The sequence below is a fragment of the Halorussus amylolyticus genome, assembly GCF_004143485.2.
In the GTDB taxonomy this organism is placed as follows: Archaea; Halobacteriota; Halobacteria; order Halobacteriales; family Haladaptataceae; genus Halorussus; species Halorussus amylolyticus.
This window is the reverse complement of record NZ_ML974134.1, coordinates 105,537-119,251: the sequence shown is the minus strand read 5'-3', so window position 1 is coordinate 119,251 and position 13,715 is coordinate 105,537. Positions and strand designations below refer to the sequence as shown.

The window sequence follows — 13,715 nt, the reverse complement described above, 5'->3', positions numbered from 1 at the left end:
TTTACCCCCTTTTGGTGGGGGCGCTTAACCCGGGCGGGCCCCCGCGACCGCGCCGCCGCGTCCCGAACGCTCATGTCTCAGTGGACCACCGACGACGTTCGGATTCGCATTCGAGAGTTCCAGCGGACGCTCCAGCGCACCGCGGAGGTCCTGCGGGGCACCGCCATCGACGCCGACGGGTACGACCCCGCCGAACACGGTCCGTTGGTGTCGTTCTCGGGCATCGCGGGCTACGAGGAGGTCGACCGCTACTGGGTCGATGCGCCGTTCGCGTTCGTCTCCGTCAACTACGACGACGAGGAGAACGAACACCGATACCACGTCGTCGAACCCGAACTCGACGACCTCGAAACCGACCTCCTCGACCGACTCGTCGAGGACATGCGCGACTCGCTCATCCACCGCCGGGACGACGCCATCGTCGCCGACCCCGACGAGGCGAGCGGGGCCGAAAAGTCCCCGGAGGCCGTCCTGAAAGAGGAACTCCGCGAACTCCTGTCGATGTACGGCGTCGAGGTCGAACCGTCCACGTTCTTCCGACTGTTCTACTACCTCCACCGGACGTTCCGGGGGTTCGGAAAGCTCGACCCCCTGCTGGCCGACCCCCGAATCGAGGACATCTCGTGTGACGGCTACGACCTCCCGATTTTCGTCTACCACGACGAGTACACCGACATCGAGACCAACGTGGCGTACGACCGCGAGGAACTCGACAACCTCGTGGTCCGACTCGCCCAGCAGTCGGGCCGACACGTCAGCGTCGGCGAGCCGATGGTCGAGACCACGCTCCCGGACGGGTCACGCGCCGAGTTGGCGCTCGGCGAGGAGGTCACGCCCCGCGGGTCGGCGTTCACGATTCGGAAGTACGCCGACGAGCCGTTCACCCCGGTGGACCTCATCGAGTACGGCACGTTCGACCTCGACCAGATGGCGTACCTCTGGCTCGCCATCGAGAGCAACAAGTCGCTCATCTTCGCCGGAGGCACGGCGTCCGGCAAGACCACGTCGATGAACGCCATCTCGATGTTCGTCCCGCCGCGCTCGAAGGTGCTGACCATCGAGGACACCCGCGAACTCGCGCTCTATCACGACAACTGGCTGTCGTCGGTCACGCGCGAGCGAAGGGGTGCGGGCGCGGACATCACCATGTACGACCTGCTTCGCTCGGCGCTTCGGCACCGCCCCGAGTACATCGTAGTGGGCGAGGTCCGCGGCGAGGAGGCAATGACGCTGTTTCAGGCGATGAACACGGGCCACACCACCTACTCCACGATGCACGCCGACTCGGTCCAGACGGTCATCAATCGCCTCGAAAACGACCCCATCAACGTCCCGCGCGCGATGATTCAGAGCCTCGACATCCTCTCGGTCCAGACGCTGACCTACGTCGGCGACGAGCGGGTGCGGCGCACCCGCACGCTCGCCGAAATCGAGGGCATCGACCAGCGGACCGGCGACCTCGACTACTCGACCGCGTTCTCGTGGAACGCGGGCGCGGACGCCTTCCGGCGCAACGACAGCAGCATCCTCGACGAGATTCAGGACGAGCGCGGGTGGTCGCGGGCCGAACTCCTCGAAGAGATTCGGGACCGCAAGCGCGTCCTCCAGTACCTCCGCGAGCGGGAGGTCAGCGACTACCGGCGATTCACCGCGATGGTCAACGAGTACTACGCCCATCCCGACCGCGTGATGGACGCCATCGACCTCGACGCGGAGGTAACGGCCGGGTTCGAATGATGTTGGAGTTCGCGCCGCTCGTGGCAATCGTCCTCCTCGTCGTCCCGCTCGCGGTCGCACCCCTGACCCGGCAGGGCGACCGACTCGTGACCCACGTCGCGCTCGTGCTGTTCGGCAGGTGGGTCGGAGACCACGGGCGACGGCGTTCGAGGCGTCGGGAACTCCTTCACGCGGTCCATCTCGAAGACACCTACCGGATGTACGCGGCCAAGACCCTGCTGTACGCCGGGGCCGCCGCCGTCGTCGGGGGCGTCGTGGGCGTCTACCTCGCGGCGGGAGTGCTCGCGCTCCTGTCGGTGTCGCCCGAGTCCGCTCGGGCGACCCTCCCCGAGCAGTTGGGGTTCCTCGCCGACCTGCTCGTCGCCCCGGACCTCTCAGTCTGGCAGTTGTTCGGCCTACTGTTCGGGAGCAGCGCGGCACTCGGAGCGGTCTTCGGGCTACTCGTCTACTGGATTCGGTGGGAGAACCTCTCGTACCGGGCGAACGCTCGCGCCCGGAGAATAGACGAGAGCATCGCTCGCACGGTGGCGTTCTTCTACGCGCTCTCGCGGAGCGGAATGGCGTTCCCCGAGATTATGCGGACGCTGGCGCGCAACCGCGGCGTCTACGGCGAGGCTGCCAACGAGGTGTCGGTCGCGGTCAAGTCGATGGAGTACGCCGGTCTCGACATGCTGACGGCCATCGGGCGACTCGCCGACCGCACGCCGAGCGAGAAGTTCGGGGAGTTCGCCGACAACCTCGCGAGCGTCCTCGAAAGCGGCCAGTCGATTCCGGCGTACCTCGACGACCAGTACGAGCGCTACCGCGAGGACGCCGAGGACGAACAGGAGGCGTTCCTCGAACTGCTCGCGACCCTCGCGGAGGCGTACGTCTCGGTGTTCGTGGTCGCGCCGCTGTTGTTCATCACCATCCTCGTCATCATGGGGCTGATGGCGCTCGGCGATACGCTCGAACTCCTGCAAGTCATCACGTACTTCGCCATCCCGCTCGCGAACGTCGGCTTCGTAATCTACCTCGACAGCATCACCCAGTCGCTCCGGGCGACCCGCGACGACCGCGTCATCGACTCCGCGCCCGGCCTGCTCGCGGGCGTCCGGCGGACCGATTCGCCCGACGCCGACCGCACGGGCATCGAACGTCCCGAGGGAGTCGAACGCGCCGGTTCGGAGGGCGCGAGCGTTCGCGCGGAGGCGGTCAGGAGCGATGGAGGGAACGGACGCCAAACCCAAACCGCGGCCGAGACCCAAACTGCGGCCCGAACCGCCGCCGCAGAAGCCGACGCCCCGACGGGCGTCGTCAACTTCGAGCGCCTCGACGCCTTCGAGAACGTGCGCTGGCTTCGGGAGATTCTCGCGGACCCGGTCCGGGTGTTTCGGGACAACCCCGTTCTCGTGCTGTACGCGACCGTTCCGCTCGGCCTGCTCTCGATACTGATTCGGTCGTGGCCCCACCTCGCCGCCGGGACGCTCACGCTCCGTGTGCTCGACGACTTCGCAGTGCAGGCCGCGCTCGTCGTCGTGGGCGCGTTCGCAATCGTCCAAGAGGTTCACCGACGCCGCATCGCGGCCATCGAGGCCGCCGTCCCCGACTTCCTCGACAGACTCGCGAGCGTCAACGAGGCGGGGATGTCGGTGGTCGAGAGCCTGCGCCGAGTCGCCGACAGCGAACTCGGCGCGCTCGACTCGGAGGTTGAGCGACTCCGGACCGACATCGAGTGGGGCGTCGAGGCCGAAACCGCGCTCTACAGGCTCGAAGACCGCCTCGAAACTCCGACCATCACGCGTGTCGTGACCCTGCTCGCCAACGCGATGCACGCCAGCGGCGACCTCGCGCGCGTCCTCCGCATCGCGGCCAACGAAGCCCAAGACACCCGACGGCTCAAGCGTAAGCGGCGTCAGGAGATGGTGACCTACGTCGTCATCATCTACCTCTCGTTCGTGGTCTTTCTCGTCATCGTCGGGGCGCTCAACAGCATCCTGATTCCGAGCCTCCCGACGGGCGCGAGCGCGCCGGACACGGCCGCTATCGCCGACAGCCCGTTCGGCGAACTGGCGAGCGTGGACACCGACGCGTACACCCTGCTCTTTTTCCACACGTCGCTGATACAGGCGCTGTTCTCCGGCCTGCTCGCCGGGCAGATGGGCGAGGGAAGCGTGAAGAACGGCGCGAAACACGCCGCGATTTTGCTCACAATAGCGTACGTCGCGTTCCTCCTGATGCCGTGAGCGGAGAACAGATGCCGTGAACCGGGAGCGAGGTCCCGTGAACTGGCGGACTCACATCGAAGGTGCCCACTCACGAACCCACTTGCAAACCCTTAAAATCGGCCGAACCGAAACCACGGACAAGAATGACAGCTTCAGATGCCGACACCGAGGGGGACGCCGTGGTCTTCGACCTCGACCCGGCGTGTACCGTCTCGGATGTCGAAGCGGGCAACTACTACCACGCGACCGTCAACGGCGTCGTGGACTACGGCGTGTTCGTGGACCTCTCGGATTCGGTCTCGGGACTCCTCCACGAATCGACGTACGACGCGAGCTACGAGGTCGGCGACGACCTCGTGGTCGAACTCACCGAAATCCGCGAGAACGGCGACCTGAGCTTCGAACCCGCCGACTTCGACGACTACGAGACGGTCGAAGTCGGCCACGACTACGACATCACCGACGCCGACGACCTCTCGGGTCTCGTGGGCGAGACCGTCCACCTCGAAGGCGAAGTCGTCCAGATAAAGCAGACCGGCGGCCCGACCATCTTCCACCTGAGCGACCTGACCGGCGTGATTCCGTGCGCCGCGTTCGAGGAGGCTGGCGTCCGCGCGTACCCCGCGGTCGAAATCGACGACGTGATTCGCGTGACCGGCCTCGTGGAGGAGCGCGACAACGCGCTCCAAGTCGAAGTCGAGAAGCTCGACGTGCTGACGGGCGAGGAAGCCGAAGAAGTCGAAACTCGGCTCTCGGCCGCGCTCGAAGAGCGGGCCGAACCCCACGACGTGGAACCGCTCATCGAGTGGCCCGCGCTGACCCAGATGTTCCCCGATTTGGAGGAGGTCGCGACTCAACTCCGCCGGACCGTTCTCCAGAGCCGACCGATTCGGGTCCGCCACCACGCCGACGGCGACGGCATGTGCGCGTCGATTCCGGTCCAGTTGGCCCTCGAACGGTTCATCGAGGAGACCCATCAGGACCCCGAGGCCAAGCGCCACCTGTTCAAGCGCCTCCCTTCGAAGGCTCCGTTCTACGAGATGGAGGACGTGACCCGTGACCTCAATTTCGCCCTAGAAGACCAGGCGCGCCACGGCCAGAAGCTCCCGCTCCTGCTCATGCTCGACAACGGGAGCACCGCCGAGGACGTGCCCGCGTACAAGAACCTCGCGCACTACGACATCCCCATCATCGCAATCGACCACCACCACCCCGACCCGGAGGCGGTCGAACCCTTCGTGGACGCCCACGTCAATCCGTACCTCCACGACGAGGACTACCGCATCACGACCGGGATGATGTGCGTCGAACTCGCGCGGATGATTTGGCCGCCGATTACCGACGAACTCCGCCACGTGCCCGCGGTCGCGGGCCTGTGCGACCGGTCGAAGGCCGACGCCATGACCGACTACGTCGAACTCGCCGAGTCGGAGGGGTACGAGGAGTCGTTCCTCCGGGAAATCGGTGAGGCGCTCGACTACGAAGCCCACTGGCTCAAGTACGACGACGGCCGGAGCCTCATCAACGACGTGCTGAACGTCGGCGGGAGCGACGAGCGCCACCGCGAACTCGTGGAGTTCCTCGCCGACAGCGCGGAGTCCGACGTCGAGGACCAGCTCGACGCCGCCATGCCCCACGTCGAACACGAGCGTCTCGAAAGCGACGCTCACCTCTACCGAATCGACGTGGAGAACCACGCCTACCGGTTCACCTACCCCGCGCCCGGCAAGACGACCGGCGAAATCCACGACCGGAAGGTCCAGGAGACCGGCGAACCGGTCATCACCATCGGCTACGGCCCGGACTTCGCGGTCCTCCGAAGTGATGGTGTGCGTCTCGACATCCCCGAGATGGTGACCGAACTCAACGAGGAAATCGTCGGCGGCGGCGTGAGCGGCGGCGGCCACCTCGTCGTCGGGTCCATCAAGTTCGTCCCCGGCATGCGCGAGGAAGTGCTCGATGCACTCGTGGAGAAGATGGCCGACGCGGAACTCGACGAGGCGCTACAGAGCACGGTCGTCGGCCACGAGCAGGACGACTGAGCTACTCGTTTTCGAACGTCACCTCCGTTCTCGCGAGCAGTATCGCCGCGAGCGCGCCGATTGCGACCGCGACGAGCAGGCCGACCGGTACTCGATTCGCGCCGCCCTCGCCGCTCGCGCTCCAGTCGGCGTCGAAGGCTCCGGCGTAGAACCCCGCGACTTCCGCCCCTCGGAGTACGACCGCGACCTCCCGGTTGTCGCGTGCGGAGTTGTTGTTCCAATTGAGGCTTCCGACCACGGCGGCCTCGCCGTCCACGACCACGCCCTTCGCGTGAACCTTCTCGTAGCGTCCGTGAGGGTCGGCGAGGCGGGCTTCGACCGGGAGGTCCCGGCTCTCGGCGCGGTCGTTCACCCGGTCGGCCAGCGCGCGGTTCTCCTCCTCGGCGTACCACACGCCACTCAGGAGGATTCGCACCTCGACGCCCCGCTCCGCCGCCCGAATCGCGGCCCGGAGGAACGGCTGACTCGGGCTTCCGATTCCGGCCTGCTGGATTCGGACCGAGTCGTTCGCCGAGTCGAGCAGGCCGACCAGTTCGGACTCGGCGTTGTCGGGCGCGACCAGCACCTCGGTCGAATCGACTTCGACCGACGCGGGGGAGATGTCGGACGGGAACGACCCGTTCGCGGGATTCGAGTCCTCGAACTCCGCGTCCTCGCGAAACTCCGACCACGGAATCGCGTCGCGCCAGCCCGCGTCTGCGGCGAACACCTTCGCGAGGTGGTCGGCGGTTCCCGGACTCTCGACCACGACGCCCCACCCGCGGCTTCCCTTCCCGCCTGTCCCGGCGGGCTTCCAGTTCTCGGTGAGGACGAGCGCGCGGTCGTCGGCCACGGCGTACTTCGGGTGGTGGAAGTCGTATCGCGCGAGCGGGCCGTCCACGACTCGGACCTCGATTCCCGCGTCGGCAAGCGAGTCGAGCGCGTCGGCCTGTCGGCGGGGCATCCCGCCGACAGGCCCGCCGTCCACGAGGACGCGCACCTCGACGCCGCGCCGGGCCGCGGCCTTCGCCGCGGCCACGGCGCGCTCGGAGGCGAACGTGTACCCCGCGAGCAGGAGTCGTCTGTCGGCGCTCCGGAGCGTTTCGACCGGGATTTCGGGAGAATCGGGGAGAACGAACGCGGTCGCGTTCGCGGGTCCGGCGCGACCGACTTCGAAGTCGGTCGCGCCGAGCGGCTCCCACGCCCACCCGTCGCCGGTCCGGTGCCAGCGTTCGCCCTCGGGCGCGTCGTCGTAGCTCACCGAGACGGTTCGGTCGTCGGAGGCGAGCCGAACCGTCTCGCCGCCGTTCGCCAGCGAGAGGTGGCCCGACAGCGGGAGAACCCGAACGTTGGTCCGGTTCCGGGCCGTCTCGGGGTCGGTCGAGAGCGCGACCCGGCCCGAGACGGTGGCGTTCGGGAGGTCGGCGGTCGATTCCCCGTCGTCGAGGTGCCACCCCGAGACGTTCGTCTCCGGCGGGACGCGGACGACCACGAACTCCCCGGCGTCGTTTCGCGCCGCCGGATTCGGGTAGACCGAGACGATTGTCGGCGCATCGGCGGTCGCGTTGGTAGTGTTCGGTTTAGCGGTCGTGCCGGTGCTGGCAGGGGCGGCCGTCGCGGCGTTCGAGACGGTAGTCGTTGCGTTCGAAGTGGACGCACTCGCCTCCGACACCGGCACAGAAACGGCGAGCGCGAAGGCGAGCAGGGCGGCGACGAACGCGAGAGCGACGAGCGCGGGGACGGTGGGAGAGCGCACGCCACGAGGTGGTCCCGTTATCGGATTTAAACCCTCGGGGACCGGTGGCTTTTTGCTCGACACGTTCACCGGTGTTCGTATGGTAGACTACGTGCTGGCGCTCGAACTCGCGGGCTACGCGCTCGGCGCGCTGGGAGCCACGCTCATCTTCTTCGAGTTCTTCCAGATGCCGAGCTATCTCGAATACAGCACCGAGTACAACGACTACAGCATCGACATCTCGCCGCGGGACGCCACCGAGTACACGTGGGCCGGACGAGTCGGCGCGTTCCTCGTCGCGGTCGCGTTCGCACTGCAGTTTCTCGTGGCGCTACTCGGCTGAGGGGTGGACCACGTCCCGGCAGTCGGGACATTCGGCGAATCTCGCGGTCTGGCCCCGCGACTCGTACTCGATGAGCACGTAGTCGCGGGTGATGGTCCCCTCGCAGTTCGGACACCGCCCGAGTGTCGGTACGCGTTTCATGGCCCGATACGCGAACGAAAGCACAGCTACCTCTTTGTTATTCGTCGTGTAAAACGGAGTAACGCGACGTTACGGGCGACAGCAGATTCTCAGCGACCTACAGCGCCTTCTCGGCCTCGGTCTGGACGAGGAACGCGCGGTCGTCGGAGTACGGTCGGACCGCGTCGAGCGCGCGCTCGGTGCCGATTTGGTTGAGCGCCCACGCCGCGCTCGCGCGCACCTCGTCGGCTTCGTCGGTTTCGAGCGTGTCCGCGAGCGGGTCGATGGCGCGAGTGTCGCCGATGAGTCCGAGCGAACGGGCGGCCTGACTCCGAATCTCGGGGTCGTCGGCCGCGAGTTGGTTCGCCACGTCCTGAGTCGCCTCCTCGCTTCCGATTTCGCCAGCGGCCTTGAGCGCGGGCTTGCCGAGTCCGGGACCCGAGTCCACGTAGTCGAGGACCGCGTCGAGACCGTCCTCGTCCCCGATTTTCCCGAGAATTTGGATAGCGTCCTCGTCGCGGCGCTGAGCGCGCTCTTTCATGGCGTCGAGCGCCTCGGGGTTGCCCATCCGCTTGAGCGAGTCGAGGCAGTGTTCCTCCATGAAGTTCGAGTCGAGTTTGTCGAGCGCGAGTAGGACCATGTCGGCGCGGTCGCGCTTCTCCCAGATTTTGAGCGCGTGCCACTCCGGCGGGTAGTCCTTCCGGTGGTCGAGCACGTCGAAGTAGCCCTCGGCCTGCAACTGCTCGCGGACCTGGAGGTCGTCCCACTCCTCTGCGTCCTCGACGCCCGCGTGGAGGTCCTCGGCCGCCGCGACGAGCGCGTCGAGGGTTTCGGCGTCGTCGTCGGGGTCGAGGTCCGCCTCTCCGACTGCGACCGCGGCGTCTTCGAGCGCGCTTGAGAGGTCGTCGGCGTCGGTCGTTACGGTCGCGCCGAGGTCGGTGTCGAGCGCCTCCTCGACGTCGGCGACGAACGTCTCGACCGTCTCGCGCAGTTGCTCGCTTCCGGATTCGGTCCAGCGCGTCTCTTCGACGGTAGTTCCGGCGTCCTCGACGATTTCGATGACGTCCTCGGCGTAGGGACCCCGAGCCTCTTCGAGGTCGTCTCGCAGCTCCGAGAGCCGGGATTCGAGCGCCTCGCGCGGTCCCTCCTCGTCCTCGTCGTCGGGTTCTGGGAGGTCGGCGCTTTCGAGCAGGCCCTCGGTCTTGTCGAGTCGGGCCTCGACCGCGTCGAGGTCGGTCTCGGTCTCGGCGGCTTCGAGTTCCTCCGCGGCCGAATCCAGTTCCTCCTCGATGGTCTCCTCGGTGACCTTCTCTTCGAGTTCGGTCTCCTCCTCGGCCTCCTGCTCCTCGGGCGCGTCGGCGGTCTCCTCCTCGTCGCTCATTCGCTCCACCCCGCTGGAGTAGCTCGGCTCATATGCTGGAAAGTCGGTCCGTACGCTTCAAGAGCGTTTCCCTTCCACGTCGGCGCGCTCGACCCGTCCCGCCGACTCGGGGGTGTCCCCCGCGTCCGTCTCGCGCCAGTAGAATCGCGGCGCGAGAAGCAGGTACGCCAGCGCGGCCGCGAGCAAGAGTCGCGGGAAGGCCCGCCCGAACGCCGCGGGCGCGAGGATGGCGAGCGTCTGGAGGCCGCCCATCGCGACCGCGTCCCGAGCGTAGAGGTCGGGGTACGAGACGCACGTCACCATCAGGTACGCGAACAGGCCGGTCGCGCCGAGCAAAATCGCGGCGTCCTCGACGCCCGCGAGGACTGCGGCCGCGAGCAGAGTCGCCGCGAGCGTGGACTGGACGCCCTCGGTGTGATGATTGCCCACGTCGTAGGCGGTGTAGAGACCGAGTCGGACGACCGCCATCGCCACGAACAGCGCGGGCACGCAGAACGCCGCCGCGGTCGCGAGCGTGGGGTCGGCCACCCCCCACTGCTCACGCGCGATGACGAACACCAGCACGGCGGGCGCGACACCGAACGAGGCCACGTCGGCCAGCGAGTCGAGGTACTCGCCCGCGGGCGTCCCGCCTAGCTTCCGGGCGACCACGCCGTCGAGACCGTCCGCGACCGCCGCGAGCAGAATCAACTGCGCCGCCAGTCCCGGCTCGACGGTCGCGGCGACCGCCGCGAGAAAGCCGAGCGCGGCGTTCGAGACCGTGACGGCGTCGGCCAGACCGAGCCGTCCGACGAACCGGGGTTGCATACGTTCGGGGTGTGCGGCGGGCCTTGATACGTTTTTATATCCGAGAACGGCTGTCTCGGCCGTGACAGTTCGGACGCGACGACCCGCCGACGCCGTCGGCGGGTCGTCGCGCTCGAATGGAGGTCGGACTCGGAACGGTCGCGCTCGAACTCTCGCGCTCGCGGTCGGTTTCGTGAGGCCTATACTCCCTCCCTCCGGAGTGTCGAGTATGGACCGCCGAACCTTCCTCGCGGGGGCGACGGGGCTAGCCACAGTCAGCCTCGCGGGCTGTCTAGCGTCGGTGACCGGGAGCGACTCCGGAGGGTCCGACGAATCGGAGGACTCCGACGATTCGGAGGACTACGACGTGGGAATGGGCGCGGCAGTGTTCCGTCCCGACTCGCTCGAAGTCGAGGTCGGAACCACGGTCGTCTGGCGAAACACCGGAAGCCGCCGCCACACCGTCACCGCCTACGAGGACGAGATTCCCGACGACGCCGACTTCTTCGCGTCGGGCGACTTCGACTCCGAGGAGGACGCGCGAAACGGCTGGATGGACGGCTTCGAGGGGAAGATAGAGTCGGGCGCGGAGTACGAACACACCTTCGACGTACCGGGCGAGTACGACTACTTCTGCATCCCCCACGAACCCTCGGCGATGGTCGGGCGGGTCGTGGTGACAGAGTAGGGACTTCTCGGAGTCGAATAAAACGAAAATCGCGCGAAAGCCTCAGACTTCGACTTCGTCTTCGTCCACGTCCACCGCGGTCTCCTCCTCGGCGGCGACTTCCTCGGGTCGGGCTTCGAGCGTCGTCTTCTGAATCTCCACCCGGCGGAGCGGGTAGATGGTTTTCGCCTCGCCGTAGATGGCCGACGAGAGTCGCCCCTCGACGATGGTGTCGATGAGCGCCTCGAAGGTGTTGTCCTCCGCGGCGTCGCGGACGATTTCGGTCATGGTGTCGCGGATGGCCTTCTCTTGGCTCGCGTCGGCGTCCTTGGTCGTGAACGCGACCGGCTGAATCTGGACGCGGTAGTCGTCGGTCGTGAGCGCGGTGACGTACGACTCGACCTTCGAGGCCCCTCTGCGGACGAGGCTCCGGAGGTAGTCGCGGGTGAGTTCGTGCTTGACGAACTCGGTGTAGGCCGCGTCGCTCCCCACGTCGTTGATTTTGAACGTGAGCTTGGTGTTGTTCTCGCTGGCGTCGTTCTGGAGGTCGCCGAGCGTCGTCTCGATGTTGCGACCCAGTACCTGTTCGGGTTCGTCGGCGGGGGTGCCACCGAGTTCCGCCCGGTCGAACTGCTCGGGGGCGTGAATGGTGTACCACCGCTTCTCTTGCTTCTGCTTGGAAACGCTTCGTTCGCTCATGAGTTGTCTTGGATTCGTGTTTGGTCTGCGTGTCGGTTGGCTACCTGTACTACTTTCTGGGCGACCGAGAGGTTCACCACGTAGTCGTCCACCGTGGACTGGAGTCCGCCGGTCGTCTCGCGCTCGACCGTGGTGACAATCGCGCCGTCTTCAACGCGCGTGTCGATTTCGGGCGTGTTGTCAGGCCGAACGGCCGCCGCGAGCGTCTCGGCGTCGTCGAGTTCGGTTCGAATCGTGGCGGTTCGTCTCATTTTCTGGCCTCCCGGAACGCGGTCAGGAACTCCTTGGTGTCCGTCTCGGGGTCGAATCGGGCGTAGCCGCGTCGCGCGGTGCCGCCGCCGACGCCGCCGACTTGCGCCACGGCGTCGGTCATCGTCGCGCCAACGTCTCGGTCGTCGGCCGCGGCCGCGGCCGCCTCGTCGTCCGAAACGACGAGCGCGACCGGTTCCGGCGACCGGAAATCCCGGAGGAGACGGGCGACCGTCTCTACGGGCGCGGTGTCAGTGCGGGCGACGAACAGGCCGTCGTATCGGCCGGTGGTCGCCTCGCGGAGCGCGGCGTGTGCGCGCTCGGCGTGGTCGCGCCACGCGTCGAGCGCGTCGGCGCGCGCGTCGTGGCCGAGCGCCAGCGCGACACCCGTCCCGGGTCGCTCGCGCGCGACCGCCTCCAGCACGTCGGCGTACCCCTCCACCGTGGCGAAGGGGCCGTCCGACAGCGCGTGGGGACGAAGCGCGCGCTCGACAGATTCCGCCGCTCGGTCGGTCGCGGACTCGTGGCCCGCGACCGCGAGCGCGAACTCCGAGGCGACTCGGCGATGGGCCGACGCGTCGAGTTCGGCGGGCAGGCCGAGTTCCGCGAGGGTGGCCTGTACAGCGCCCGCGTCGCCGGAGTAGTCGGCGTGCGCGAGCGTCGTGTGTGCCAGGCCGTTCGCGAGGTCATCGGTCGGCACGCCGACGCCGGGTCGGCGCTCGACACCTAGTTCGCTGGCGGCGGCGAGGACGTGTGCGGTCTCGTCCGCACCCGGCACGCGACCTGCAGCGACGACGCCCGCGAGCGCCAGCACCGGATTCGATGCGGTTCCGAGTTCGTCCGCGGCGTCGAACGCGGTCACGCTCGCCGGGGTCGTCTCGCCCGACAGGTGCGCGTCGGCGGCGGAGTCGAGTCCCACGCCGACCGTCGTGTCGTCGGCGTCGGCGCTCGCGGTCGTCTCGGGGTCGGCGAGCGTCTCGCCGAAGCGCGCGACCCGGACCTGATACGGGACGCCGCGCTCGGAGAGCGCGCGTGCGAGCAGCCCCGCGGCCGCGAGGCAGTCGCCGTCGGCCCGCGCGAGCAGGCGAACGAACGCCGCTTCGCGGAGCGCGGCGGCCACGTCGCTGGTCGCGGAGTCAGACTCGTCGGTGCCGCTTCGACCCGATGTGGACATCTATTCGTCGATGAGTCGCTGTCCGGCTTCGTAGGAGTACGTGAAGTCCTCGGGGAGTTCGTCGCCGCGGTAGTAGTCCACGAGACGCCGAACCTTCGAGAGGTTGTTCTGGAGCGCGCGCTTGTTGCTGTGGTCGAGCGGGTGCTCCTCCATGTGGTCGCGCAGGCGAACCGCGCGCTTCATGAGGTTCGCGAGGTCCTCGGGGATGTCGCCGGTCGCGTCGTTCTCCTCGAGAATCTCGGTCACTTTCTTGCCGGTCGCGAGCTTCACGTCCGGAATCGGCGTGCCCTTCACGCCCTCGTCGCGAAGCTTGAGGCCGATAACGCTCGGGTCGTGGCCCTGCTCGGCCAGTTCGACCACGCGCGCTTCGATTTCGTCTTGGTCTACGTCGCTCCACTCCGGGGGTTCGTCTGCCACCGGCTTGTCCGAGTCGGACGAGCCGCGGCGGCGGGTGTGCATTCGTGCCATGTTTCTGATTGGAACTGCACAGGCCGCTATCGTCCTGTGGTGAAAGCGTGCGATGCGTCGTGAGACGCGGTGCACGTCCGCAATCCCGAGCCGAGAAATCTCCCGGCGAGTCAGATTTGCGGCTGTGC

The 13,715-nt window shown here is 67.5% G+C and carries 13 protein-coding genes; 5 read left to right on the top strand and 8 right to left on the bottom strand.

Features of this window, described 5'->3' with window-relative positions; all coding sequences use genetic code 11:
* The first annotated feature begins 72 nt into the window (after positions 1-72).
* From EKH81_RS11445 to EKH81_RS11435, 3 genes are all read left to right on the top strand, one after another.
* Positions 73-1,737: a type II/IV secretion system ATPase subunit gene (locus EKH81_RS11445; RefSeq protein WP_132057586.1), complete on the top strand. Its 1,665-nt coding sequence runs from the start codon at positions 73-75 to the stop codon at positions 1,735-1,737.
* A complete protein-coding gene (locus EKH81_RS11440; RefSeq protein ID WP_202935126.1) occupies positions 1,734-3,962 on the top strand; it encodes a type II secretion system F family protein in 2,229 nt (742 codons plus the stop codon). The genes EKH81_RS11445 and EKH81_RS11440 overlap by 4 nt, the downstream gene beginning before the upstream one ends.
* Positions 3,963-4,087: 125 nt before the next feature.
* Positions 4,088-5,986 carry a Hef-associated nuclease gene (locus tag EKH81_RS11435; RefSeq protein ID WP_132057585.1) on the top strand — a complete coding sequence of 633 codons (1,899 nt, stop codon included), beginning with the start codon at positions 4,088-4,090 and terminating at the stop codon, positions 5,984-5,986.
* A 1-nt stretch (position 5,987) separates the two neighbouring features.
* Here EKH81_RS11435 and EKH81_RS11430 read toward each other — a convergent pair whose 3' ends face one another.
* The gene (locus EKH81_RS11430; RefSeq protein WP_132057584.1) at positions 5,988-7,721 is read right to left on the bottom strand and encodes a phospholipase D-like domain-containing protein; all 1,734 of its coding nucleotides are present in this window, start codon (positions 7,719-7,721) and stop codon (positions 5,988-5,990) included.
* A gap of 79 nt (positions 7,722-7,800) precedes the next feature.
* Between EKH81_RS11430 and EKH81_RS11425 the strand changes: the two genes are divergently transcribed.
* Positions 7,801-8,043: a hypothetical protein gene (locus EKH81_RS11425; protein WP_132057583.1), complete on the top strand. Its 243-nt coding sequence runs from the start codon at positions 7,801-7,803 to the stop codon at positions 8,041-8,043.
* Here EKH81_RS11425 and EKH81_RS19370 read toward each other — a convergent pair.
* From EKH81_RS19370 to EKH81_RS11415, 3 genes are all read right to left on the bottom strand, one after another.
* Positions 8,032-8,184 carry a DUF7837 family putative zinc-binding protein gene (locus EKH81_RS19370; protein ID WP_202935125.1) on the bottom strand — a complete coding sequence of 51 codons (153 nt, stop codon included), beginning with the start codon at positions 8,182-8,184 and terminating at the stop codon, positions 8,032-8,034. The genes EKH81_RS11425 and EKH81_RS19370 overlap by 12 nt on opposite strands.
* Positions 8,185-8,281: 97 nt before the next feature.
* Positions 8,282-9,544, bottom strand: a complete 1,263-nt coding sequence (locus EKH81_RS11420; protein ID WP_132057582.1) for a HEAT repeat domain-containing protein — start codon at positions 9,542-9,544, stop codon at positions 8,282-8,284.
* Between the two features lie 57 nt (positions 9,545-9,601).
* Positions 9,602-10,351, bottom strand: coding sequence for a protein sorting system archaetidylserine synthase (locus EKH81_RS11415; RefSeq protein WP_132057581.1), 750 nt, complete (start codon positions 10,349-10,351; stop codon positions 9,602-9,604).
* A gap of 208 nt (positions 10,352-10,559) precedes the next feature.
* Between EKH81_RS11415 and EKH81_RS11410 the strand changes: the two genes are divergently transcribed.
* On the top strand, positions 10,560-11,018 hold the full coding sequence (locus tag EKH81_RS11410; protein WP_132057580.1) for a plastocyanin/azurin family copper-binding protein: 459 nt from the start codon (positions 10,560-10,562) through the stop codon (positions 11,016-11,018).
* Positions 11,019-11,060: 42 nt separating this feature from the next.
* Here the strand turns inward: EKH81_RS11410 and EKH81_RS11405 are convergent, their stop codons facing one another.
* Genes EKH81_RS11405 through EKH81_RS11390 form a run of 4 tightly spaced genes read right to left on the bottom strand, consistent with a single transcriptional unit; the run spans position 11,061 to position 13,587 of the window.
* Positions 11,061-11,696 carry a 30S ribosomal protein S3ae gene (locus EKH81_RS11405; protein ID WP_132057579.1) on the bottom strand — a complete coding sequence of 212 codons (636 nt, stop codon included), beginning with the start codon at positions 11,694-11,696 and terminating at the stop codon, positions 11,061-11,063.
* The gene (locus tag EKH81_RS11400; protein WP_132057578.1) at positions 11,693-11,947 is read right to left on the bottom strand and encodes a KEOPS complex subunit Pcc1; all 255 of its coding nucleotides are present in this window, start codon (positions 11,945-11,947) and stop codon (positions 11,693-11,695) included. The genes EKH81_RS11405 and EKH81_RS11400 overlap by 4 nt, the downstream gene beginning before the upstream one ends.
* On the bottom strand, positions 11,944-13,119 hold the full coding sequence (locus EKH81_RS11395; protein WP_132057577.1) for an exonuclease RecJ: 1,176 nt from the start codon (positions 13,117-13,119) through the stop codon (positions 11,944-11,946). The genes EKH81_RS11400 and EKH81_RS11395 overlap by 4 nt, the downstream gene beginning before the upstream one ends.
* Positions 13,120-13,587 carry a 30S ribosomal protein S15 gene (locus EKH81_RS11390; RefSeq protein WP_132057576.1) on the bottom strand — a complete coding sequence of 156 codons (468 nt, stop codon included), beginning with the start codon at positions 13,585-13,587 and terminating at the stop codon, positions 13,120-13,122.
* Positions 13,588-13,715 lie beyond the last annotated feature (128 nt).